Source organism: Enterobacter sp. PL1 (assembly GCF_945957325.1).
Classification (GTDB): Bacteria; Pseudomonadota; Gammaproteobacteria; order Enterobacterales; family Enterobacteriaceae; genus Enterobacter; species Enterobacter roggenkampii.
In genome coordinates this window covers 51,964-74,404 of record NZ_CAMFKT010000005.1, presented here as the reverse complement: position 1 = coordinate 74,404, position 22,441 = coordinate 51,964, and the positions used below count along the sequence as shown (strand labels likewise).

The 22,441-nt window shown below is 59.6% G+C and carries 20 protein-coding genes; all 20 read left to right on the top strand.

Annotated features, from left to right (window positions below; genetic code table 11):
- The 20 genes from N6P30_RS06450 to tssH all read left to right on the top strand — a co-directional run bounded on the left by N6P30_RS06450 (nt 1) and on the right by tssH (nt 22,421).
- Nucleotides 1-1,239: a DotU family type VI secretion system protein gene (locus tag N6P30_RS06450; protein ID WP_008502648.1), complete on the top strand. Its 1,239-nt coding sequence runs from the start codon at nt 1-3 to the stop codon at nt 1,237-1,239.
- A gap of 3 nt (nt 1,240-1,242) precedes the next feature.
- Complete coding sequence (gene tssM / locus N6P30_RS06445; RefSeq protein ID WP_023293801.1) at nt 1,243-4,863, top strand: type VI secretion system membrane subunit TssM; 3,621 nt, start codon at nt 1,243-1,245, stop codon at nt 4,861-4,863.
- A gap of 16 nt (nt 4,864-4,879) precedes the next feature.
- Nucleotides 4,880-5,596 (top strand): type VI secretion system-associated protein TagF, encoded by a 717-nt coding sequence (gene tagF, locus N6P30_RS06440; protein ID WP_008502646.1) that lies wholly within the window; start codon nt 4,880-4,882, stop codon nt 5,594-5,596.
- 11 nt (nt 5,597-5,607) lie between these two features.
- Nucleotides 5,608-6,624, top strand: a complete 1,017-nt coding sequence (gene tssA, locus N6P30_RS06435) for a type VI secretion system protein TssA (protein ID WP_023293800.1) — start codon at nt 5,608-5,610, stop codon at nt 6,622-6,624.
- 75 nt (nt 6,625-6,699) lie between these two features.
- Nucleotides 6,700-7,224: a type VI secretion system contractile sheath small subunit gene (gene tssB / locus N6P30_RS06430; RefSeq protein ID WP_008502644.1), complete on the top strand. Its 525-nt coding sequence runs from the start codon at nt 6,700-6,702 to the stop codon at nt 7,222-7,224.
- Between the two features lie 3 nt (nt 7,225-7,227).
- Nucleotides 7,228-8,727, top strand: coding sequence for a type VI secretion system contractile sheath large subunit (gene tssC / locus N6P30_RS06425; RefSeq protein WP_021240385.1), 1,500 nt, complete (start codon nt 7,228-7,230; stop codon nt 8,725-8,727).
- Between the two features lie 79 nt (nt 8,728-8,806).
- A complete protein-coding gene (locus N6P30_RS06420) occupies nt 8,807-9,238 on the top strand; it encodes a Rap1a/Tai family immunity protein (RefSeq protein ID WP_023293799.1) in 432 nt (143 codons plus the stop codon).
- Nucleotides 9,235-9,729 carry a T6SS effector amidase Tae4 family protein gene (locus tag N6P30_RS06415; RefSeq protein ID WP_021240383.1) on the top strand — a complete coding sequence of 165 codons (495 nt, stop codon included), beginning with the start codon at nt 9,235-9,237 and terminating at the stop codon, nt 9,727-9,729. Before N6P30_RS06420 ends, N6P30_RS06415 begins: the two co-directional genes overlap by 4 nt.
- Nucleotides 9,714-10,163 carry a T6SS amidase immunity protein Tai4 family protein gene (locus tag N6P30_RS06410; protein ID WP_084831952.1) on the top strand — a complete coding sequence of 150 codons (450 nt, stop codon included), beginning with the start codon at nt 9,714-9,716 and terminating at the stop codon, nt 10,161-10,163. Before N6P30_RS06415 ends, N6P30_RS06410 begins: the two co-directional genes overlap by 16 nt.
- 180 nt (nt 10,164-10,343) lie before the next feature.
- On the top strand, nt 10,344-10,826 hold the full coding sequence (locus N6P30_RS06405; protein WP_008502640.1) for an Hcp family type VI secretion system effector: 483 nt from the start codon (nt 10,344-10,346) through the stop codon (nt 10,824-10,826).
- A gap of 57 nt (nt 10,827-10,883) precedes the next feature.
- On the top strand, nt 10,884-11,426 hold the full coding sequence (locus N6P30_RS06400; protein ID WP_023293798.1) for a hypothetical protein: 543 nt from the start codon (nt 10,884-10,886) through the stop codon (nt 11,424-11,426).
- Entirely contained in the window at nt 11,417-11,824 is a 408-nt protein-coding gene (locus N6P30_RS06395; protein WP_031274939.1) for a putative T6SS immunity periplasmic lipoprotein, read from the top strand. Before N6P30_RS06400 ends, N6P30_RS06395 begins: the two co-directional genes overlap by 10 nt.
- 81 nt (nt 11,825-11,905) lie before the next feature.
- A complete protein-coding gene (tagH, locus tag N6P30_RS06390; protein ID WP_023293796.1) occupies nt 11,906-13,666 on the top strand; it encodes a type VI secretion system-associated FHA domain protein TagH in 1,761 nt (586 codons plus the stop codon).
- Nucleotides 13,663-14,460, top strand: a complete 798-nt coding sequence (locus N6P30_RS06385) for a PP2C family protein-serine/threonine phosphatase (protein ID WP_008502637.1) — start codon at nt 13,663-13,665, stop codon at nt 14,458-14,460. The genes tagH and N6P30_RS06385 overlap by 4 nt, the downstream gene beginning before the upstream one ends.
- A gap of 16 nt (nt 14,461-14,476) precedes the next feature.
- A complete protein-coding gene (locus N6P30_RS06380; protein ID WP_021240378.1) occupies nt 14,477-15,475 on the top strand; it encodes a hypothetical protein in 999 nt (332 codons plus the stop codon).
- Nucleotides 15,476-15,484: 9 nt separating this feature from the next.
- Nucleotides 15,485-16,297 (top strand): type VI secretion system accessory protein TagJ, encoded by an 813-nt coding sequence (locus N6P30_RS06375; RefSeq protein ID WP_023293795.1) that lies wholly within the window; start codon nt 15,485-15,487, stop codon nt 16,295-16,297.
- The gene (tssE, locus tag N6P30_RS06370) at nt 16,290-16,853 is read left to right on the top strand and encodes a type VI secretion system baseplate subunit TssE (protein WP_023293794.1); all 564 of its coding nucleotides are present in this window, start codon (nt 16,290-16,292) and stop codon (nt 16,851-16,853) included. The genes N6P30_RS06375 and tssE overlap by 8 nt, the downstream gene beginning before the upstream one ends.
- Before the next feature lie 2 nt (nt 16,854-16,855).
- Nucleotides 16,856-18,727: a type VI secretion system baseplate subunit TssF gene (gene tssF / locus N6P30_RS06365; RefSeq protein ID WP_023293793.1), complete on the top strand. Its 1,872-nt coding sequence runs from the start codon at nt 16,856-16,858 to the stop codon at nt 18,725-18,727.
- Entirely contained in the window at nt 18,724-19,767 is a 1,044-nt protein-coding gene (tssG, locus tag N6P30_RS06360; RefSeq protein ID WP_023293792.1) for a type VI secretion system baseplate subunit TssG, read from the top strand. The genes tssF and tssG overlap by 4 nt, the downstream gene beginning before the upstream one ends.
- A 38-nt stretch (nt 19,768-19,805) precedes the next feature.
- A complete protein-coding gene (gene tssH, locus N6P30_RS06355; protein ID WP_023293791.1) occupies nt 19,806-22,421 on the top strand; it encodes a type VI secretion system ATPase TssH in 2,616 nt (871 codons plus the stop codon).
- Nucleotides 22,422-22,441: the final 20 nt, after the last annotated feature.

Genomic DNA, 22,441 nt, shown 5'->3' with positions numbered 1-22,441 from the left:
ATGCAGGAACGACAGGATACCGGCAGCGATGCCGCGTTCACCGGGGCCAGTAGCAACAATCAGCTGGTGGCGGCCGCCAATCCGCTGCTCAATGCGATTCCGCAGATCCGTCATTCGGTATCGCACGACGATCAGGTGGCGTTACGCCAGCGCCTGATCGATGAAATTCGCCGTTTCGAAGTCCGCTGTCAGCAGGCGGGGCTGCCCTACGAAGTGATCGTCGGGGCACGCTACTGCCTGTGTACGGCGCTCGATGAGGCTGCCGCGCTCACCCCCTGGGGCAGCAGCGGGGTCTGGTCAAGCAATGGCCTGCTGGTGACGTTCCATAACGAAACCTGGGGCGGCGAGAAGTTCTTTCAGCTGCTGGCGCGCCTGTCGCAAAACCCGCGCGAGCACATTCTGCTGCTGGAGATGATCAACTACTGTCTGCTGCTCGGTTTCGAAGGACGCTATCGGGTGCTGGACAATGGCCGCACCCAGCTTGAGACCATCAAGCAGCGGCTGTGGCAGATGATCCGCGGCGTGCGCGGCAGCTATCCGGCGCCGCTTTCTCCCCATCCGGAAGATCGCCCGGTGCTGCGCAAGCTCTGGCGGCCGATGGTTCCTCTCTGGGCCTGCGTGGCGCTGGCCGGGTTTATCGCCTGTCTGTTTTATATCGTGCTCAACTGGCGTCTTGGCGACAGCACCAACCCGGTGCTGGCGAAGATTTACCAGTCCCAGCTGCCGGAAACCACTATTCAGCAACCGGCGCGTCAGCTTCCGGCAGTGCTGAACCTGCGAGGCTTCCTGAAACCGGAGATCGAGGCTGGCCTCGTCGCGGTGAAAGACGAAGCGGATCGCAGCGTGGTTATCCTGAAAGGCGACGGGCTGTTTGCCTCTGCCTCGACCGTCGTGCGCGACCGCTATGAACCGGTCATCCACCGCATCGCGCAGGCAATGAATAACGTGAGCGGCAAAATTCTGGTGGTGGGCTACAGCGACAACGTGCCGATCCGCAGCGCGCGCTTTGCCTCTAACTATGAACTCTCTCTGGAACGCGCCCGCTCGGTACAGAAAATGCTGCAGGGAAGCCTCTCTCAGCCTGGCCGCGTGAAAGCGGAAGGGCGGGGCGAGATTAACCCGGTGGCGCCGAACACGACGCCTGAAAACCGCGCCCGTAACCGCCGTGTGGAAATTACTCTGCTGGTGTCGCCTGAAAATACCCAGGCCGAGCTGAACGGATTGCCGCAAGGAAACTAAGGAATGCTGACGACTCTTCTTTCCATACTGACTAACCGCATTCTGTGGAGCTTCCTCGGCGTCACGGCGCTGGCGGCGGTGATCTGGATGATTGGCCCGCTGTTGTCCATCGTGGACACCCGGCCGCTTGAATCTGAACAGAACCGCATCATCAGTATCGCCGTGGTCTATCTGCTGTGGGCGCAGGGCCACATTCTGCCGCGTCTTTATAACGCCTGGCTGAACCGCAAGCTGATGGACAAGCTCAATGAGAACACCACCAGCCCGGAAGCGGCGGATCCGCAGAAGCGACTGAACAACGAGGAGCAGATCCTCGCCAGCCGTTTTGATGAAGCCGCGCAGATGCTGAAAAAAGCGCACTTCAGCAAGGCGGGGCAGGGCGCTCAGTGGACGCAGCGCTTCAGCACGCAATATCTCTATCAGCTGCCGTGGTACGTCATTATCGGCGCGCCGGGTTCCGGTAAAACCACGGCGCTGGTCAACTCCGGGCTGCAGTTCCCGCTGGCCGGCCGCTTCGGTAAGACCGCCCTGCGCGGCATTGGCGGCACGCGTAACTGCGACTGGTGGTTTACCAACGAGGCCGTGCTGCTGGACACCGCGGGTCGCTATACCACCCAGGAGAGCGAGCAGGTGCAGGACGCCGGGGAATGGCTGCAGTTCATGGGGTTACTGCGCAAGTATCGCCGCCGCCAGCCGATCAACGGTGTGATCGTCACCATCAGCATTTCTGACCTGCTCACCCAGTCAGCCGAGGCGTCCCGCCAGCAGGCGGTGAACCTGCGTCAGCGTCTGTCCGAGCTGCATGAACAGCTGGGGATTCGCTTCCCGGTCTACGTGATGGTGACCAAGGCCGACCTGCTCAAAGGCTTCCGCGCCTGGTTTGCCGACTACGATAAAGCGCAGCGCGACCAGATTTGGGGCTTCACGCTGCCGTGGGAACAAACCAAACACGCCGATTACGACCTGATGGGCAACTTCCAGCAGGAGTTTTCTCTGCTGCAGCAGCGCCTCGACGCCGGGCTGCCGGAAACCATGCTCAAAGAGCATGACGCGAAGACCCGCGCCGAAGCGTATCTCTTCCCGCAGGAGTTCGCCGCGCTGCGTCCGCTGCTGGCGGATTACCTGAGCACGGTCTTCGCCCGCTCGAACTTCGAAACCGAGTTCTCTCCGCGCGGGATCTACTTCGCCAGCGGGACGCAGGAAGGCATGCCGTTCGACCGCGTGATGGGCGAACTGAACCGCGCGCTGTCGCTGCCGGAAGGGGCAGAGAGCGATAACTGGGATTCGGTCAGCAAAGAATCGCCAATCCCGGGCGCAAAAGGCCAGAGTTTCTTCATCAAGAACCTGCTGCAAAACGTCATCTTCCAGGAAGCCGGGATCGCCGGAGAAAACCGCTGGTGGGAGCTGCGCAACCGGGCCGTGATCTGGTCTGGCTATGCGGCGCTGCTGGCCCTGCTGGTGATCCTGGGTGGACTGTGGCTCACCAGCTATGCCAAAAACAAGGCCTACCTGGAAGAAGTGGATGCGAAGGTTCCGCTGCTCGACCAGCAGAGCAAGGCCTTACAGAACCAGACCCAGCGTGATCTGTTCGAACTGCTGCCGCTTCTGAATAGCCTGGTGGATCTGCCGAAAAGCGACGCGTTTGACGTGAACGATCCGCCGGTCTCCCGCCGTATGGGGCTTTATCGCGGGGATGACGTCAGCGATGCCTCTCAGTCCCTGTATCAGAAAGCGCTGGATCAGATGCTGCTCCCTGCCGTCGCCATGCACATCACCACCTGGCTTCGCAACGACAACGGCAGCGATGTGGAATACAGCTACGAGGCGCTGAAAGCCTATCAGATGCTCTATCAGCCGAAGCACTACGACGGCAAATTCCTGCATTCGTGGGTAATGCTCAACCTGCAGCGTAACCTGCCGCAGAACGTCACGAAGGCACAGCTGCAGCAGCTTGAATGGCACCTGACGCAGCTGCTGGAGCCGAAAATTCAGGCCTCGCCGTACGCGCAGGACGAGTCCCTGGTGGCGCGCGAAAGAGCGATGATCGGCCAGCAGCCGCTTTCAACCCGCGTCTACGGCCGCCTGAAGCGCCTGCTGGAGCATGACGACAACCTGAAGCCGGTCTCCCTTTCCGACCTGGGCGGACCGCAGAGCGAGCTGGTATTTTCCCGCAAAAGCGGCAAGCCGGTGAGCGAAGGCGTTCCGGGTCTGTATACGCCGGACGGCTACTGGAAAAGCTTTAACGGCCAGATTGACAGCGTTACCACCGCCCTGCACGAGGACGACGCCTGGGTGCTGGGGGCCGCCACGGCGCAGGAAGATAAACAGCAGATCGATAACGCCGTGCGCCAGCTCTATATGCGCGACTTTATCGCTAACTGGGATCGCTTTCTCGCTGACATTCAGCTGAATAACAGCGCCGACCTTTCCCAGCGCATCAATACCGCGCGCCTGCTTTCCGGCGCCAACTCGCCGCTGCGCCGCCTGGTGCAGAACCTGAGCCAGGTCCTGACGCTCTCCCGCGATACGCCAGCGCCGGAAGATGCGGGTAAAGCGCAGGCGCAAAGCAGCCGCGCCACCCGCACGCTGGAAGCGCTGTTCAGCAATAATGACAACGCGCCAACGCAGGCCGCCGCGGTTACCCAGGCGCCGGAGCAGCTGGTGACCGACCATTACGCGCCGATGATTGAGCTGGCCCAGCCGCTGGAGAAGGGCGGGAAGACCATCGTGTTTGATGATTTTCTCAAGCAGTTGGATGAACTCTATCGCTACCTGACCGCCGTGCAGGATGCGGCCAACAGCGGCATGCCTGCGCCGGGCGGGGAGGCGATCAGCCGTCTGCAGGCCAGCGCCGGTCGTCTGCCAGGCGGGCTGCAAACCATGTTCAGCAACATGGCGGTGGGTGCCAGCAGCGATACCCAGCGTCGCGATCTGGAAAACGTGCGTAAGCGCATTAACGTTGAGGTGGGCGGGTTCTGCCGTCAGGCGATTGCCGGTCGCTACCCGCTGGTGCGCAGCGCCAGCACCGAGGTCACCCCTGACGATCTCGCGCGCATGTTTGCGCCGGGGACCGGACTGATGGATACCTTCTTTCGCGATAACCTGACCAGCAAAGTGGACACCACCCAGGCCAACTGGCGCTTTATGCCGGGCATCGGCGGGAAAACGCTGCCGGGAAGCGAAGGGCTGCTGAGACCGTTCCAGCAGGCCCAGTCGATTCGCGACGCCTTCTTTGCTAACGGCGCAACCACGCCGTCCTTCAAGGTGACGGTTCGCACCGTGCGAATGGATAACACCATTCTGAACCTCACCCTGGACGTGGACGGTCAGCTGCTGCGCTACAGCCACGGGCCGCAGGCGGTGCAGATCATGAACTGGCCGGGGCCGGGCGGCACCAACCAGGTCCGCATGCAGCTGGGTCTGGCGAACGGCAGCACGGCGACGCTGGTGACCAACGGTTCCTGGGCGCTGAACCGCTTCTTTGATAAAGCGAGCACCAGCCCGGGGGCGGGTAGCCTCAGCCGTCAGGCCACCTTCAACGTCGACGGACATCAGGTCACGCTGGAGTTTGCGCCAAACAGCATTCGCAACCCGTTCCAGCTTCCCCGTTTCTCATGCCCATAACCGCAAGGACAGCCGTATGACGAATACCCCTGCGATGAACCGCTACAGCTGGTATGGCAAGTTACCCAGCGCCGGAGATTTTTTGCAGCGCCGCTTTCCTGACACCTTACAGCGCCAGTGGTCGCACTGGTTCCAGGTCGGTCTGCTGGCCTGGCAGCAGGAAGAGCAGCGCAGCGGCGAGCGCCCGTTTCAGAAAGCACCCGTCTGGAATTTTGTGGTACCGCCCATGCTGGGCAGCCAGATGATCCAGATGGGCTGTCTGCTGCCCGGGCGCGACAGCGTCGGCCGACAATACCCGGTTTGCATTCAGCTGAGCTTCGCCCCGTCAGAGTGGTCGACCAGCCTGCTCAGCCAGGCCGAAAGCTGGTATCAGCAGATTGGACGCCTGGGGCTGCACGCGGTGCGCAACAGTTTTTCCGCCTCGCAGCTCGACGAGATGCTGATGTCCATTCCGGCGCCGCAGCCGGTCGAGCCGCAAAAGCGCTCCGACATCCTGGATGTGATTGGCTACGACGAGGACGGCCAGAGCACGCTGGGCTGGCCTCAGGCGGCAGAGTGCTTTGACCCGCTGCGTCAGACCAGCTACTGGTGGACCAACCGCTGCGACGGATACCCGCTCTACACCCACGTGCACAGCGGTAACTTTACCGGGCAGCTTTTCACCCTGCTGTTCGATCCGGCAGGGGGCGCCCGTCCGGGCCGTCACGGTCTCTATCCGCCTATGTTTGAATAAGCAGGGATCTCATGAATATCGAAGAATTTCTCGCGCCCATAAGCCCTGACAACCCCTGCGGCGAAAACCTGGAGTACGACGCTGACTTCCAGGCGATGAACCAGGCAAGCCTTGGGAAAGCGGAACAGCAGTTTGGCGACACCATCATCCCGGCGGAGCCTGCTGACTGGAACACGGTCGAAAAATACGCCACCAGCCTGCTGACCCGCACCAAAGATCTTCGCGTCCTGCTGGCGTTAACCCATGCCTGGACCCGCCGTCGCGGGCTGGCGGGCTACGCGGACGGATTACTGCTGGTGCAGGAGGCGATCGCCCGCTACTGGGAGCCGCTCTATCCGCTGCTCGAAGAGTATGGCGAAACCGACCCGTTCTACCGCATCAACGCTCTCGCCGGGCTGAGTGATAAATCCGACCTGACGGTCGCGGTACGCAACGCCTCGCTGCTGCGTTCAAACGGCGATGAAATTTCGCTGCGGGATGCCCAGGCGCTGCTGGACGGCAGTAAAACCGAATGCCCGGACTATCCCGGCGGGCGCCCGCGGCTGATTGACGAGCTGGCTCGCGGCGACCAGCCGGGGACCGCCGCGGTCATCGTCATTAACGAACGTCTGCTGGCCATTCGCGAGCTGCTCATCGGGCATCTCGGTGAAAGCGGCGTACCTGAGATGGAGCAACTGCTGAAAACCGTGGGGCTGGTCGCCAGCGCCTGTCAGGTGACCGACATCAGCAAGCTGCTGCCGAACCGTGAAGCGCAGGCAGAGACACTGGCTGAACAGCAGCCGACGGCAACGCAGCCCGTTCAGCCGGTGACCGACTGGCGCAGCGTGCAGGTCACCAGCCGCGCCGACGCCCAGCTGATGCTGGAAAAAGCGAAGCAGTATTTTGCGCAGTACGAACCGAGCCACCCCGCACCGCTGATGATTGAACGGGTGCAGCGGCTGTCAGAACTTAACTTTATGGACATTATTCGCGACCTGGCGCCAGACGGCGTTAACCAACTGGAAAACATCTTTGGGCGCCGCGAATAGCGCGTCCAGGCATTATGACGTCAGGCATGGAGCCTGGCGTTTCAACTTCACCGCGCATCTTTGATGGAGAACATCATGGCAATGAGTAACAGTGGGCAGAAATTCATCGCACGTAACCGTGCCCCCCGCGTGCAGATCGAGTATGACGTAGAGATCTACGGTGCAGAACGTAAAATTCAGCTGCCGTTTGTGATGGGCGTTATGGCCGATCTGGTCGGCAAACCGGTGGAAAACCTGCCGGCCGTCGACGAGCGTAAATTCCTCGAAATTGACATCGACAACTTTGACGAACGCATGAAGGCGCTGAAGCCGCGCGTGGCGTTCCAGGTGGACAACACCCTGACCGGCGAAGGTAAGCTCAACGTCGATCTGACCTTCGACAGCATGGACGACTTCCTGCCGGACGCGGTGGCCCGCAAGGTTGAGCCGCTGAACAAGCTGCTGGAAGCGCGCACCCAGCTCTCCAACCTGCTGACCTATATGGACGGTAAAAACGGTGCGGAAGAGCTGATCGCAAAAATTCTGCAGGATCCGACGCTGCTCAAATCCCTGAGCCAGTTGCCGAAAAATGACGAAAGCGCGAAAGGTAGCGAGGAATAATCGATGAGCAACCAGACTCAACAACACGAGCAGCAGGCGGGTCAGGCGTTCAGCCAGGATGAATTCAGCGCGCTGCTGAACAAAGAGTTCCGCCCGAAAACCGACCAGGCGCGTTCCGCCGTCGAAAGCGCGGTCAAAACCCTGGCGCAGCAGGCGCTGGAAAATACCGTCACCTTCTCGAACGATACCTACCGCACCATTCAGAACCTGATTGCCGGTATCGACGAACAGCTGTCACAGCAGGTGAACCAGATCATTCACCACGAAGAGTTTCAGAAGCTGGAGAGCGCCTGGCGCGGTCTGAGCTACCTGGTGAACAACACTGAAACGGACGAGATGCTGAAGATTCGCTTTATGAGCATCTCCAAGCAGGAGCTGGGCCGCACCCTGAAGCGCTACAAGGGCGTGGGCTGGGACCAGAGCCCGATCTTCAAGAAAATTTACGAGCAGGAGTACGGTCAGTTCGGCGGCGAGCCGTTTGGCTGCATCGTCGGCGACTACTACTTCGACCACAGCCCGCAGGACGTTGAGCTGCTGGGCGAAATGGCGCGCATCGGCTCTGCGGCGCACTGTCCGTTCATTACCGGTACCGCACCGGGCGTGATGCAGATGGAGTCCTGGCAGGAGCTGGCCAACCCGCGCGACCTGACCAAGATCTTCCAGAACACCGAATACGCCGCCTGGCGTTCACTGCGTGAATCCGAAGATGCCCGCTATCTGGGGCTGGTGATGCCGCGCTTCCTGTCGCGCCTGCCGTACGGCATTCGCACCAACCCGGTGGACAGCTTTGACTTTGAAGAGCAGACCGACGGCGCGAACCACAACAGCTACTCTTGGGCGAACGCGGCCTATGCGATGGCAGCCAACATCAACCGCTCCTTTAAAGAGTACGGCTGGTGCACCTCGATTCGCGGCGTGGAGTCCGGCGGGGCGGTGGAAAACCTGCCGTGCCACACCTTCCCGAGCGATGACGGCGGCGTGGACATGAAGTGCCCGACCGAGATCGCTATCAGCGATCGTCGTGAAGCCGAGCTGGCGAAAAACGGCTTTATGCCGCTGGTTCACCGCAAAAACTCCGACTTTGCTGCCTTCATCGGCGCGCAGTCCCTGCAAAAACCGGCCGAGTACCACGACCCGGATGCCACCGCCAACGCGCGTCTGGCTTCTCGCCTGCCGTACCTGTTCGCCTGCTGCCGTTTTGCCCACTACCTGAAGTGCATCGTGCGCGACAAAATCGGCTCCTTCCGCGAGCGCGAAGAGATGGAGCGCTGGCTGAACGACTGGGTCATGAACTACGTCGACGGTGACCCGGCGAACTCCTCCCAGGAGACCAAGTCCCGCAAACCGCTGGCGGCTGCGGAAGTGCAGGTGCAGGAGATTGAGGACAACCCGGGCTACTACGCCGCGAAGTTCTTCCTGCGTCCACACTACCAGCTGGAAGGTCTGACCGTTTCCCTGCGCCTGGTTTCTAAACTGCCGTCGCTGAAGACGAAAGACGCGTGATAATAATTGCCGGCCCGCAGGGGCCGGCCATTTGTGCGTAAAAGCTTAACTTATTTCTGTCAGTGAATAAGGATATACGGTGAAACATAGACTTTTGATCGCAACCAGTTTGCTGGCAGTTTCTACTCTGGCAAGCGCGGACGCCGGAAATTATAAATACCCTCAAGCGGAAGCATTGCCTCAGGATGACACATCAAACTTCCAACGCGATCCGACGTTGTTAACGGGATACGATTTAAATTTGAGTGCAGAGCGTTTCGCTAAAGCCTGGCTGTCGAAAACGAATGAACGTGAACGCATCAAGGCAAATATGTATCTTCTCGGCGTAGTCGACGCGTCTGAGGGCACTGCATGGTGCAAGGGCAGGCCTTTTTTGCCAAATACGCTACATGAGTTTCTCTATTCTCGTTTTGCGAACTTATCGAAACAGCAAGGCGAGGAACGCGCTTCAAAAATCATCATTGACGGAATGAAAGAATTACGCCCGTGCAAAAAGGAGAGTGACAAATGAGACCATTATACGAACAACTAAAACGTCAGCATTACTCTTCAAATCATACCCGCGCGGGTTTTGCCTCGGGTGAACAGGTCTTCTCAGAAATTGGCTATGATTATTCAACGATTATCAAGCAGCAACCGGCATACGAAAATACCTGTGCGGTAAGAATGAGTCTGGCATTGTTAAAATGTAATGTTGAATTCACAGGGCGTTTACCCATAAAGTCGGGCCCCTATAAAGGAAAAACAATCGAACCCGGCGCAAAATTACTTGCGGATCAACTTTATAAATCCCATGTGTTTGGCAAGGCAGAAATCTTTACCGATCGTGAGGCGGGTGCGCGATCGATGTTGGGCCGAAAAGGCGTTGTTTTCTTCAATAAAATTGATGGGTATGGCGGTGGTCATATCGACCTTATCGAGCCTCTGAGTAATAATTCGTTTATATGTAACTCCGATTGCTTTCCGTACTGTCAGGAAATCTGGTTTTGGGAATTAAAATAATTTCATCCAGGCAGCTAAAGACAGCATTTCTTTTGCTCGCTTGCTTATGTTTTTCTGCTCGCGGCGATAACCCATACGTTGATTTTTATCAGCAGCAAACATACCGGCAGGTAGTTAAAGATTTTGTCCTTGCGCGCTGCCTTGCGCAGGTGGCAGATAAAGGCAGCCAGTTTTCTACTGACGCCGCTCGCACTGCGAGTGCATTCATTGAGTGGATACCTTTTGATGCTGAAAATGGCACTGAGAAAATGGATGCGCTCATTGGAAAATATAAAGATCACATTAACGGGTTTCATGCTGAGCGAAAGCCCGACGTAAAAGGTGTCACGTTAAATTGTCTGCGTCTTTATCATAGTGACGAACTTAATAAACTTGTTCCTCAATTAATCATCGGAAATCCTGACCGCACCTGGATTCAGGATAACCCGCAGTAGTAAAAGACTTCACATTCTTTCCATTTATTCCGGGGGAATGTAAGACTGTCAAATGACACGGGTCATTTGATGTGAGGCAGAGGTAAAATATGGACGGTTTTATTCAGCCCCATGCTTTCCTGTTTGCCATATAAGTGCTTTTTCGAAAGCAATATTGTTCATCCACGAAGAGTAGATATTATGGCTATTGATATGTTTCTGAAGGTCGAGGGTGTTACGGGCGAATCTAAAGATTCTAACCACACCGGCTGGACTGATATTACCTCCTTCTCCTGGGGCGCTTCCCAGCCAGGTAATATGAGCGTTGGCGGTGGCGGCGGTGCCGGTAAAGTTAACTTTAACGACCTGCACGTTAACGCGCTGATCGACAAATCCACCACCGCTATCCTGAAACACTGCGCAAGCGGTAAACACCTGACTAAAGTTGAGCTGTCCGTTTGTAAAGCGGGCGGCCAGCAGGTGGAATACTCCCGCATCACGCTGGAAGATGTGCTGGTGACCTCTGTTCAGTATACCGGTGCTGACAACGGCGATACCGTTGGTGTGACCTATGCATTCCAGGCTGCGAAAGTGAAACAGCAGTACTGGGAGCAGACCACGTCGGGTGGTAAGGGTGCTGAAAGCAGCGCTGGCTGGAACATCAAAGAAAACAAAGAAGCGTAATTGCGTATGTGGCCGGGGAGTTTTCCCCGGTCATTATCAACCGGGAAGGAAGATAGCATGGCAAGTTTGCAGGAAGGAGGCGCCCGTCCTCTCACCATTGGCGAAATAGCACTGGCGCGCTCGGTTTTTAGTGACGCAATAAAGTATTCAGAAGTTAAAGTCCATAATAAAAGCTATTTGCCGTTTAATATGCAGTCGACAGATGTCGCGATGACCCCCAATGGTGAGCTCTATTTTCGCGAGCCGCATTATCGGGATGACTTCTCAATAGAGGTTCCGCGATATAAACACTGGTTTATTCACGAAATGGTGCATGTATTGCAGCATCAGATTGGAATGAATGTTCGAACCCGAGGTGCATTCAGTTGGGCAGCAAGTTATAATTATTCTCTGCCCCCCGATAAAAAACTATCGGACTTTGGTATGGAGCAGCAGGCTTCTATCATTTCAGATTTTTATTATTTGATAAATTACGGCCTGGGTGATTTCCGGAACATTGCTGGGTTTGAGGGAATAATCGGCCCCGACCTGAAGGATAAATACCTGCAGGTATTATCGTTGTTTATTCAAAATCCTAAAGACCGGCGGGTATGGTTATGAAACAGTTACTCAGTGTTGTAGCAATCGCATTAACGGTGAGTGCCTGCGTATCTCATCCTGCACAATATCAGTCGCTTTCGGTTACGCTAAAGAACAACGAACCCTGCTTTGCTATTCCCGCTAACTCCGGGTTAGACGCGCCTGTCACCAGCCATTCGCCCACCATAATGAAACGCGCGGGAAATGAATGGAAAGCGGTATCGCCGCCGTCAACGTTTAGCCCTGAAGTGACGTTAACGACCCAACAGTGTCACCAGTGGCAGGGGATTGCGTGGCAAGCCGGAGAATATGATGTTGCTCTGAAGGTGTCAGGGAAAAACGATTCTATTCGCTATGCGGCCCGCTTCACCTTACAAGAAGGTCCCTCAGGCCAGTTTAAGCTTACGCAGACTGAATAGAATGTGTTAACCCCAAACGCCGCCGTTCTCGCCCCGAGAGCGGCAGCGTTTGAGCGCTAATCATACCAGCAGGAATACGCCATGCGATTCACGATTATTTCTACGAAACCCGGTCATCAGCCGCCGCAAAGCAGCTGTGATTTTTACGCCCCGGGCGGCACCATTGGGCGCGGTACGGATAACAATCTGGTATTGCCGGACAATGACCGCACCATCTCTCGTCTGCAGGCCATTGTTCACGTTGACGCTCAGGGCGAATGCCGCGTCACCAACCGCGGCAGCGTCACCCGCGTGGTTTTAAATGACATTCCGCTGGAGCGGGGACGTCAGGTTGAGCTGCAGGATGGCGACATTCTCGGTATTGATGACTACCGTATCGAAGTGACCGAGCTGATCCACGATACGCAGCCCGTGAGCCGCATGGCGGCCAGCCTGCACCAGCAGGCGAGTCCGACCGTGGCTCCTGCGCCTGCGCAGCAGCCGAAACCGGCGAGTGCCGCACCCCGTGGGAAAGCCGAGCCGACCGCCGTGCCAACGGAGATCTGGGATAGCCTGATGCAGGAGTTTTCCATCTCCGACAGCATCTCCAGCAACCGTACAAAACCGCAGCCTGCGGCATCGCACGATCCGTTCTCCCAGCCTGCAGCCCCGGAGCGTAACGCCGAAGATCCGCTGGCGATGTTCAACGACAGCGATCCCACGCTCGAACGTAAGCATGTCGATCCGGACTCGCTGTTCAGCGACGAAGCGCTGTTTAAAAAAGAGAGCATTTTTGACGACGTTACGCCTTCCACGCTGGTGCCACCGGTTGAGGCCCAGCCAGCTCCGAACGAAGAGGGGACGGATGAGCTCGATCCGCTGGCCCTGTTTGGCGGTAAGTCCAGCGCGCCAGCCGCGCGTAATGACGACCCGCTCGGGCTGATGGGCGGCGCGCCGTTAACCCATCCGGATGACGTGATTAACGAGAAGCCAGCCCCCGTGCCGGAACCTGAGCAGGAAGAGGACGCGCTGGCCGATTCTCCGCTGTTCGCCCCTGAGCCGCAGGAAGAACCGCGTGCTGAAGAGGAACCCGCGCGACCGGATTACGCTGGCTTCACCATGCCGACGCCACAGGCCGTTGCGCGCAGCAGCGCTCAGGCACCGAAGGGCCGCCTGCGCATCGATCCGGTGAATAACGCCGCCGCCCCAACCGCCACGGCAAACAGCGGTGAGAAGGGCGAAGTGCTGCAGGGCGAGCTGCTGGAGGCGCTGCTGGAGGGGATGGGGCTGAGCGAAATGCAGCCCGTTCCGCAGTTTGACCGTGAAAATATGCGTCAGCTGGGGCAGATCCTCGGCATGTTCTCCCAGGGGACCGTGGCGCTGCTCTCCTCGCGCTCCATTCTCAAGCGCGGCGTAAAAGCCGACATGACCATGGTGCTGGACGATGCCAACAACCCGTTCAAGCTTTTGCCGACCGGCAAAACCGTGTTAATCCAGATGTTCGGCACCCCGATGCCGGGCTTTATGCCGCCGACCAAATCCGTGCGCGACGCGCTGATCGACCTGCAGGCGCACCAGCTGGGCATGATCTCCGGCATCCGCGCCATCATTGCCGCGATGCTGCAGTCCTTTAACCCGGAACAGCTGGAAGAGCAGGCGAAGCAGAACGGCATGACCTCGCGTCTGGCGCTGCCGGGCAGCCGCAAAGCCGCCCTGTGGGACTACTTTGTTCGCAGCTACGGCGAGACGGCGGGCGAGATTGAGGACGACTTCCACACCCTGTTCGGCGAGGCCTTCCTTCATGCGTATGACATGGAGGTCAATCAGTACAAAGACTCACAGAGCGGATCGGAAGACAAATGAATATCGCAACGGCTTCTCTCTCCCGCCAGGGGACGCGCGCCAGCAACCAGGATCAGACGGGAGAAACCATTGGGGAACGTTCAGCCTGCTTTGTCGTCTGCGACGGCATCGCGGGGCTGCCGGGCGGCGAAGTGGCCGCCGCGCTGGCCCGCAACAGCATTATCTCCCGCTTTGATGGCGACAAACATCTTAATGCGCAGCATATTCGCGACTACGTGCAGACGGCGAATCGCACTATTCTCAGCGAACAGCAGGCCGTTCAGGACTATCGCCGGATGGGCACGACGCTGGTTAGCCTGTTCATTGACCGTGATTACGGGCTGGCCTACTGGGCCCATGCCGGAGACAGCCGCCTGTACCTGTTCCGCCGGGGATGGCTGTGGCATGTGACCACCGACCACAGCCTGGTGCAGCAGATGAAAGATGCCGGGCACCAGACCGACAACCTGAACAGCAATCTGCTCTATCTGGCGCTGGGAATTGAAAACGGCGGGCCGGAAGCGAGCTACAGCGACGTGGTGCAGGTTGAAGACGGCGATGCCTTTTTACTCTGCACCGACGGGTTCTGGCACGGCGTCAGCGAAGAGCAAATGAAGCAGTCGCTGCATATGGTGAATACGCCGCAGGAGTGGCTGACCTTAATGAACCAAATCATTCAAAAGAATGGCGAACAGGAGGGGAATGCCCAGGATAACTATACTGCCCTGGCGGTATGGATGGGCAACCCTCAGGACACCACTTTGCTGCACACCCTCTCTGACGCAGCACAATTTCTTCCCTGCGGAACTGATTAGACACACAAGGAACGATATGAAACTTTGGCTATCGGGTTTGGCACTTCTGGCGGCGACCTCTACCGCGCAGGCTGAAAATTTCCGCATCGTGCAGTCTCCTGCGCAGAAGCTGGATATCTGGATCGACAACATCAAAGACAACACGCCGCAGAGCTGGTGTAAGCCTGAGGTGGCGCTGCGCATTGTGGCGAACGGCAAGAAAGACGTCTCCGTGCTGGAGAACTTTGTGCCGCGTCTTGGCGCGCTGCTGGAACACCAGTGCAGTAAAGTCAATAAACTCAGCTGGACGCTCAACGATCCGGCGGGTACCACGCTGGCGCAGGGCACGGCTGGCAAAGCGCAGGACTGGGCGCTGGTGGTGAAACAGGAGCAGGCCGCGCCTGCTGCGACCGTCACCGCCACCCCAGCCAGCGGCGCGTTACTGCCGCCCGATCAGAACGTGGCTTCCCGCACCGTTGCCGCCGACCGTACGCCGTGGCAGGAGTTTACCCTGCAGGACGGCTGCCACCTGCGCACCTTCTGGGAAGGGGGCGCCTCTGCACCGGCGCTCTTCATTCCGGATTCTGACACCACCCGCTGCGGGAATGGCAGCTGGCTGAGCGGACACACCGTTGTGTCGCAGTCCCGCAACGGCGGGCAGAAAGAGATGGCGGTAACGTACATTCATGGCTTCCCGGTCACCGGGCTGAATCAAAGCGCCGACCCGGAAAACGCGCTGATCACCTCCGTCAACAAAGAGCGCATGGTATTCAGCACCCCAAACAGCGACCAGAGCTGGATGATCCTGCCTTACGACAGCGCCCTGAACAGCTGGAAGAGCAACGGCACCGTCGCGGTGGAGATCTCCCGTGAAACCGCCAGCGACGATGCAAAACTGCAGGCGCGTATCGCGGCGGTGAAAAAAACCTGGAGCGCCTGGGTGGCACCCGGCACCCCGCTGAATATCGTGCTGATTGACACCCTGCGTCCTCAGCTGCGCGATCCGGCCGTTGGCGCATGGCGCGCGGCAAATTAAGGAATGGCGATGAATACGCTCTATCAACACCTGGCGGGTGAGTCGCTCGACGACGCGCTCGCGCGTCTGGAAGCAGAAATCAAAGCCCGTCCGGCGGATGCCGACCTCCGCGCCGCGTTCGTGCAGTTTTTAACCCTTAGCGGCAACTGGACGCGTGCCCTGACCCAGCTGAAAAGCTGGCTGGCGCTGAAGCCGCAGGCGAAACCCACCGTCACGCTGCTGGAGCAGTCCATTCAGGGCGAGCTGCAGCGCGCGCAGGTGATGGCGGGACAGGCGCGTCCGGCGATGCCTGAAACCCAGTGGCCGTGGCTAACCACCCTTGCGGCGGCGCTGAGCGAGGAGGGCGAGCGCGCGCAGGCGCTGCGTCTGGAAGCCCTTGAGCAGGCGCAGGCCACCCCCGGCCAGATTACCCTCGAAAACGAGGAGACGCAGGCCTTTGACTGGCTGATGGACGGCGATGCCCGTCTCGGCCCGGTATGCGAAACCATCGTCAACGGCCGCTATTTCTGGCTGCCGTTTAACGCTATCGCGGAGATCCGTTTCCAGGCGCCTGCCAGCGTGACCGATCTGGTCTGGCGTCACGCGCTGGTGCGCCTGACGGACGGGACGGAGCAGGTGTGCCAGATCCCGGCGCGTTACCCGTTTGCGGCCGATGCCTCTGACGCGGTTAAACTCGGGCGGACCACCGACTGGCACCCGCTCGATACTGACGGCACGCTCTATGAAGGCCAGGGCCAGAAGGCCTGGCTGAGCGAGCAAAGCGAAAGCCCGCTGCTGTCCTTAAGCCTCGTGACGTTTGCGACGGATGGAGCCGATGAGTAATCCCGCTGGCGAAGGCGATCTGCTGCGCAGCGGCTGGCAAGCCCGCAGCAAGCAGGAGAAGGTGGGGGCGCGCGACAAAATGCAGCCCTCGCTGCTCGATCGCCTCACTGATAACGACCCGGAAAAAAAGCGTGAGTCGGCCAACAGCAATCTGATCACCCACGCCGCCCTGCGCCGCAATGTGCTGCGCGATTTGCAGTGGCTGTTTAATACCATCAACCACGATGCCTCCGGCGATTTAAGCGTGCTACCGCACGTGAGCCGCTCGGTGGTTAACTTCGGCGTCGCGCCCCTGGCCGGGAAAAGAATGTCGGACATCGAATGGCACGACATTCAGCGCAAGCTCACCGAGGCCATCATCAATTTTGAACCACGCATTTTGCCGCAGGGGCTGCAGGTCCGCTGCGTGTCGGATACCTCCTCGCTGGATCTGCACAACGTGCTCTCCATCGAGATCAAAGGGCGTTTATGGTGCGTGCCGTACCCGCTGGAGTTTCTGTTTCGCACCGATGTCGATCTGGAAAACGGCCATTTTGAACTGAAAGATGCGGGGTAATCATGGAAAGTAAACTGCTCGAATACTACAACCGTGAGCTGGCCTACCTGCGCGAAATGGGGGCCGAGTTTGCCGAACGCTACCCGAAAGTCGCCGGACGGCTGGGCATGCGCGGCATCGACGTGGCGGACCCGTATACCGAACGTCTGATGGAAGGGTTCGCCTTCCTGACCTCCCGCGTGCAGATGAAAATGGACGCGGAGTTTCCGCGCTTCTCCCAGCGTCTGCTGGAGATGATTGCGCCGAACTATCTTGCGCCCACGCCGTCGATGGCGATTGCGGAGATTCTGCCCGACAGCAGCCGGGGCGACCTGAGCAAGGGCTTCGTCGTGCCGCGCGGCACCATGATGGACAGCCTGGCGCTGAAAAAAACCGGCGTGACCTGCAGCTATACCACGGCGCACGAGGTCAACCTGCTGCCGCTGAAAATCGACAAGGTCGAGCTGGGCGGAGTCCCCGCCGATTTGCCGCTCGCACAGCTGGGTCTGAGCCAGCGGGGGATCGGCAGCGCCCTGCGGATCCGCATCGCCTGCGACGGCCCGCAACATCTCGGGCATCTGGATTTTGACCGTCTTGAGTTTTTCCTCGCCGGTCCGGATATCGAGGCGCTGAAGCTGCTGGAGCTGGTGATGGAGCACCACGCCGGGATCGTCTGTCAGACGGTCAGCCCGCAGCCGCAGCGGCAGCTGCTGGCAACGGATGCACTGCGCCAGGAGGGTTTTGAGCCTGACCAGGCGCTGCTGCCGGACGATCTGCGTAACTTTGACGGCTATCGCCTGCTGCAGGAGTATTTCGCGTTTCCGGCCCGTTTCCGCTTCATTAGCCTCAGCGGCCTGAGCACGCTCATCCAGCGCTGTGAAGGTGAAAAAGCCTTCGACATCTTCATCCTGCTGGATAAGTCGGATGAACAGCTGGAGCGCGTGGTCGATGCCAGCCATCTGGCGCTGCACTGCACCCCGGTCATCAACCTGTTCCCGAAAGTTGCGGCGCGGCAGAAGCTTAATGACGGTCAGCATGAATACCATCTGGTGGTCGATAACATCCGTCCGCTGGATTATGAAATCTACGCGGTGAAAAAAATCTATGGCAGCGCGGACGGCCAGCGTGATGACCAGACGTTTCGTCCGTTCTGGAGCACCTGGAGCGGCGATGCGGGCAACTACGGGGCCTATTTTTCCCTGCGACGCGAGCAGCGCGTGCTGTCCGAGCACGCCCTGCGCTACGGCACACGTACCGGCTATATCGGCTCGGAGGTCTTCGTCTCGCTGGTGGATGAACAGCACGCGCCGTGGCAGGAAAACCTGCGCTATATCTCTGCCGAGGTGCTCTGCACCAGCCGTGACCTGCCGCTGATGCTGCTGCAGGAGCTCGGGGAGTTCATTATGGCTGACTCCATGCCGGTGAAATCCCTCACCCTGCGTAAAGGGCCGACGCCGCCGCGTCCGGCGCTGGCGGAAGGGTTCAGCACCTGGCGGCTTATCAGCCAGCTGCAGATGAACTACCTCAGCCTGATGGACAGTGACAATGAGGAGGGGGCTGCCGCGCTGCGCCAGCTGTTAGGGCTGTACGCCAACCTGGCCGAAACGCCCGTGGCGCGTCAGGTGGAGGGCGTTCGCCACTGCGTGCTGGAGCCGGTTCACCGCCGCGTGCCTGAACCCGGCCCGGTGGTGTTCGCCCGCGGGATCGGCATTACCCTGACGGTGGATGAGCGAGCCTTTTCGGGGGCCAGTCCGTGGCTCTTCGGCAGCGTGATGGAGCGCCTCTTTGCCCGTCTGGTCTCTATCAACAGCTTCACCGAGTTTACCCTGAAGAGTCAGCAGCGCGGCGAGATTGGCTACTGGGCGCCGCGCATGGGTAAAAGGGCGCTGATATGAGTGACGCCGCCACTGCACCGCTGCGCGTGCATCGCCTGACGAAGCTGCCGGACGCGTTCTGGCACGGCGTCCGTGAGACGCCCTGGCGCTACGATCTGTTTCAGCTGTTAAGGCGCATTGATGCCCAGGGCGGCGAGCGCTATCCGCTGGGCCGCGCGCCGCTGCCAAAATTTGAACCGCTGCGCATCGGCCAGCAGCCGTCGATGAGTTTTGCCCCGTCGACGCTGGCCAGGGTGCGTCAGCGGGAAGAGAGCGGGCTGCATGAGGTCTCTATCCTCAGCTTCGGCCTGTTTGGCCCGAACGGCCCGCTGCCGGTCCACATGACCGAGTACGCCCGCGAGCGTATTTATCATCATCAGGACACCAGCCTGAGCGCGTTTGCCGATCTGTTCCACCATCGTCTGGCGCTGCTGTTTTACCGCGCCTGGGCGGATGCGCAGCCCACCGTCTCGCTGGACCGCGCCGATAACAAGCGCTTTGAGGGCTATCTGGCGTCGCTGATTGGGATGGGCCAGCCGGGTCAGATGGACAAAGGCAGCCTGAGCGCGCACGCGCGCTTTACCCACGCCGGGCACCTGACCCGTCATGGGCGGGATCCTGAGGGGCTGGAGAAGATCCTGCGCAGCTATTTTAAGGCGCCGGTCAAACTGGTCAGCAACGTGCCGCAGTGGATGCCGCTCTCCACGCGCGAGCAGGCGCAGCTGGGAGCAGGACGCCGCATGCCGCGCATGGGTGAATCCGCCTTTCTCGGCGTCGCCGTCCGCGACGTGCAGCATAAGTTTCGCATCGAGATTGGCCCGCTGAGCGCGGAGGAGTACAACCGCTTTCTGCCGGGTGAAGCGTGGGTCACCGAGCTGCGCGACTGGGTGCGTCAGTACGCCGGAGTGGAGTTTGAATGGGAAACGCGGGTGATCCTGCGCGCAGACGCGGTGCAGGGCGCCACGCTCGGCAGTCATGCGCGATTAGGCTATAACACCTGGCTGGGCCTTCAGCCGCAGCCTGTCCCGCGCGGCGATCTGGTGTATCGCGCAGAGCGGTAATCCTTCCGTATACCGAATCATTGTTAATGGAAACTAACATGTCAGAAATTAGCCGTGCCGTGCTTTTCGGCAAACTGGATACGCTGTTATTTACCTCTCTGGAAAGCGCCACTGCGTTCTGCAAGCTGCGCGGCAACCCCTATGTTGAGCTGGTGCACTGGCTGCATCAGCTGATGCAGCAGCAGGATGGCGATCTGCAGCAGGTCATCCGCCACTTTGCCCTTGATGAACAGCAGCTGACGCGCGATATCGTTGCCGCGCTGGATGTGCTCCCGCGCGGGGCGAGTTCCGTTTCCGATCTCTCCGAGCATATCGACAGCGCCGTGGAGCGCGCCTGGGTCTTCGGCTCGCTGAAGTTTGGCGTCAGCCGCATTCGCGGCGGCCATTTGCTGATCGGCATGCTGAAAACCTGGAATCTGGCTAACGTGCTGAAAAGCATTTCGGCGCAGTTTACCCGCCTTAACGTCGAGGTATTGATTGAGCAGTTCGATACCATCTGCGCCAACAGTAAAGAAACACAGCAGGCCGCTGCAGCCGTCGACGCACCGGCGGGTGCGGTACCGGCTGCACAGGGGACGCTGGCCCAGTACGGTCAGGACCTGACCGCCCGCGCCCGCGACGGGAAGATTGACCCGGTTGTCGGGCGCGACGAGGAGATCCGCCAGATGGTCGATATCCTGATGCGCCGTCGTCAGAACAACCCGCTGCTGACCGGGGAAGCAGGGGTCGGCAAAACGGCGGTGGTGGAAGGGCTGGCGCTGCGTATCGCCGACGGCGACGTGCCGGAGCCGCTGCAGAACATTCAGCTGTGGCTGCTGGATATCGGCATGCTGCAGGCCGGTGCAGGCATGAAAGGCGAGTTTGAAGCCCGTCTGCAGGCGCTCATTAACGAAGTCCAGTCCAGCGCCACGCCGATCATTCTGTTTATCGATGAGATCCACACCCTGATTGGCGCAGGCGGCCAGCAGGGGACCGGCGATGCGGCGAACCTGCTGAAGCCAGCTCTGGCGCGCGGCCAGCTGCGCACCATCGGGGCCACCACCTGGGCGGAATACAAAAAGTACATTGAGAAAGATCCGGCGCTGACCCGTCGTTTCCAGACGGTGCAGGTGCACGAGCCGGACGAAGCGAAAGCCATTCTGATGCTGCGTAGCACCGTGTCGCCGCTGGAGACGCACCACCAGGTGTTGCTGCTCGACGAAGCGGTCAGTGCGGCGGTGAAGCTGTCCCATCGCTACATTCCGGCGCGTCAGCTGCCGGACAAAGCCGTGGCCCTGCTCGACACCGCTTGCGCCCGCGTCGCGGTCAGCCAGAGCGCACCGCCTGCGCAGCTGGAAGACTGCCTGCGCCACCTTGCCGCGCTGGACGTGGAAATTGAGATTGCCGAACGCGAAGCGCGCGTGGGGGCCGGTGATGCCGATCGCGTCACGGCATTACGCGCCGAACGCGACGCGTATGAGACAAAACGCGAAGCCCTGTCCCGGCGCTGGGAAGAAGAGCGCAGCCTGGTGCAGGAGATTATCCGCCTGCGCGCCGCGCTGTTCGCGGCGGGCGAGGAAGATACCGCTGAGCTGCGCGGCAAGCTGGCGGAACAGCAGCAGGCGCTGAACGCCTTACAGGGAGACGAGCCGCTGCTGTTTGCCGCGGTGGATGAAAACGTGGTCGCCGCGGTCGTCTCTGACTGGACCGGGATCCCGCTGGGCCGGATGGTGAAAAACGAGATCGACGCGATACTCAACCTTGCCGACACGCTGAACCAGCGCGTTATCGGCCAGCGTCACGGTCTGGACCTTATTGCCCGCCGCGTGAAAACCTCCCGGGCGAAGCTGGACGACCCGAACAAGCCGGTGGGCGTCTTTATGCTGTGCGGTCCGTCCGGCGTCGGTAAAACCGAAACCGCGCTGGCGCTCGCCGAATCCCTGTACGGCGGCGAGCAGAACGTCATCACCATCAACATGAGCGAGTTCCAGGAAGCGCACACCGTCTCCACCTTAAAAGGTGCGCCTCCGGGGTACGTAGGGTATGGTGAAGGCGGGGTATTAACCGAGGCCGTCCGCCGCCGCCCATACAGCGTCGTGCTGCTGGACGAAATTGAGAAAGCGCACCCGGACGTCCACGAGATCTTCTTCCAGGTCTTCGACAAAGGCTGGATGGAAGACGGCGAGGGGCGCCACATTGATTTCCGCAACACCATTATTATTCTGACCTCCAACGTCGGCACCGAGCTGATTAGCGCCATGTGCGCCGATCCGGACCTCATGCCGGAGCCTGAGGCCTTAAGCGGCGCGCTGCGCCAGCCGCTGCTGGAGGTGTTCCCACCGGCGCTGCTGGGCCGCCTGCTGGTGGTGCCGTACTACCCGCTCAGCGACGAGATGCTGGGGCAGATTGTTCGCCTGCAGCTTAAGCGTATTCAGCGTCGTCTGGAGGAGAATCACAGCATTATTTCTGAGTTTGACGACAGCGTGGTGGAACAGATTGTTCAGCGCTGCACCGAGGTGGAGTCCGGCGGCCGCATGGTGGATGCTATTCTGACCAACACCCTGCTGCCTCAGATGAGCCAGATCTTACTTACCGCCAGCCGCAGCGACGAACAGTACCGACGTCTGCACGTCACCTGCGAGCAGGGCGAGTTTCACTGTCAGTTTGCCGCGTAATAATCATCAAGAGAACTGTA

Bases quoted from the DNA above. Each gene is read 5' to 3' on its own strand.
- N6P30_RS06450 (WP_008502648.1), top strand. From the start codon at position 1: ATGCAGGAACGACAGGATACCGGCAGCGATGCCGCGTTCACCGGGGCC.
- tssM (WP_023293801.1), top strand. From the start codon at position 1,243: ATGCTGACGACTCTTCTTTCCATACTGACTAACCGCATTCTGTGGAGC.
- tagF (WP_008502646.1), top strand. From the start codon at position 4,880: ATGACGAATACCCCTGCGATGAACCGCTACAGCTGGTATGGCAAGTTA.
- tssA (WP_023293800.1), top strand. From the start codon at position 5,608: ATGAATATCGAAGAATTTCTCGCGCCCATAAGCCCTGACAACCCCTGC.
- tssB (WP_008502644.1), top strand. From the start codon at position 6,700: ATGGCAATGAGTAACAGTGGGCAGAAATTCATCGCACGTAACCGTGCC.
- tssC (WP_021240385.1), top strand. From the start codon at position 7,228: ATGAGCAACCAGACTCAACAACACGAGCAGCAGGCGGGTCAGGCGTTC.
- N6P30_RS06415 (WP_021240383.1), top strand. From the start codon at position 9,235: ATGAGACCATTATACGAACAACTAAAACGTCAGCATTACTCTTCAAAT.
- N6P30_RS06405 (WP_008502640.1), top strand. From the start codon at position 10,344: ATGGCTATTGATATGTTTCTGAAGGTCGAGGGTGTTACGGGCGAATCT.
- N6P30_RS06400 (WP_023293798.1), top strand. From the start codon at position 10,884: ATGGCAAGTTTGCAGGAAGGAGGCGCCCGTCCTCTCACCATTGGCGAA.
- N6P30_RS06395 (WP_031274939.1), top strand. From the start codon at position 11,417: ATGGTTATGAAACAGTTACTCAGTGTTGTAGCAATCGCATTAACGGTG.
- tagH (WP_023293796.1), top strand. From the start codon at position 11,906: ATGCGATTCACGATTATTTCTACGAAACCCGGTCATCAGCCGCCGCAA.
- N6P30_RS06385 (WP_008502637.1), top strand. From the start codon at position 13,663: ATGAATATCGCAACGGCTTCTCTCTCCCGCCAGGGGACGCGCGCCAGC.
- N6P30_RS06380 (WP_021240378.1), top strand. From the start codon at position 14,477: ATGAAACTTTGGCTATCGGGTTTGGCACTTCTGGCGGCGACCTCTACC.
- N6P30_RS06375 (WP_023293795.1), top strand. From the start codon at position 15,485: ATGAATACGCTCTATCAACACCTGGCGGGTGAGTCGCTCGACGACGCG.
- tssE (WP_023293794.1), top strand. From the start codon at position 16,290: ATGAGTAATCCCGCTGGCGAAGGCGATCTGCTGCGCAGCGGCTGGCAA.
- tssF (WP_023293793.1), top strand. From the start codon at position 16,856: ATGGAAAGTAAACTGCTCGAATACTACAACCGTGAGCTGGCCTACCTG.
- tssG (WP_023293792.1), top strand. From the start codon at position 18,724: ATGAGTGACGCCGCCACTGCACCGCTGCGCGTGCATCGCCTGACGAAG.
- tssH (WP_023293791.1), top strand. From the start codon at position 19,806: ATGTCAGAAATTAGCCGTGCCGTGCTTTTCGGCAAACTGGATACGCTG.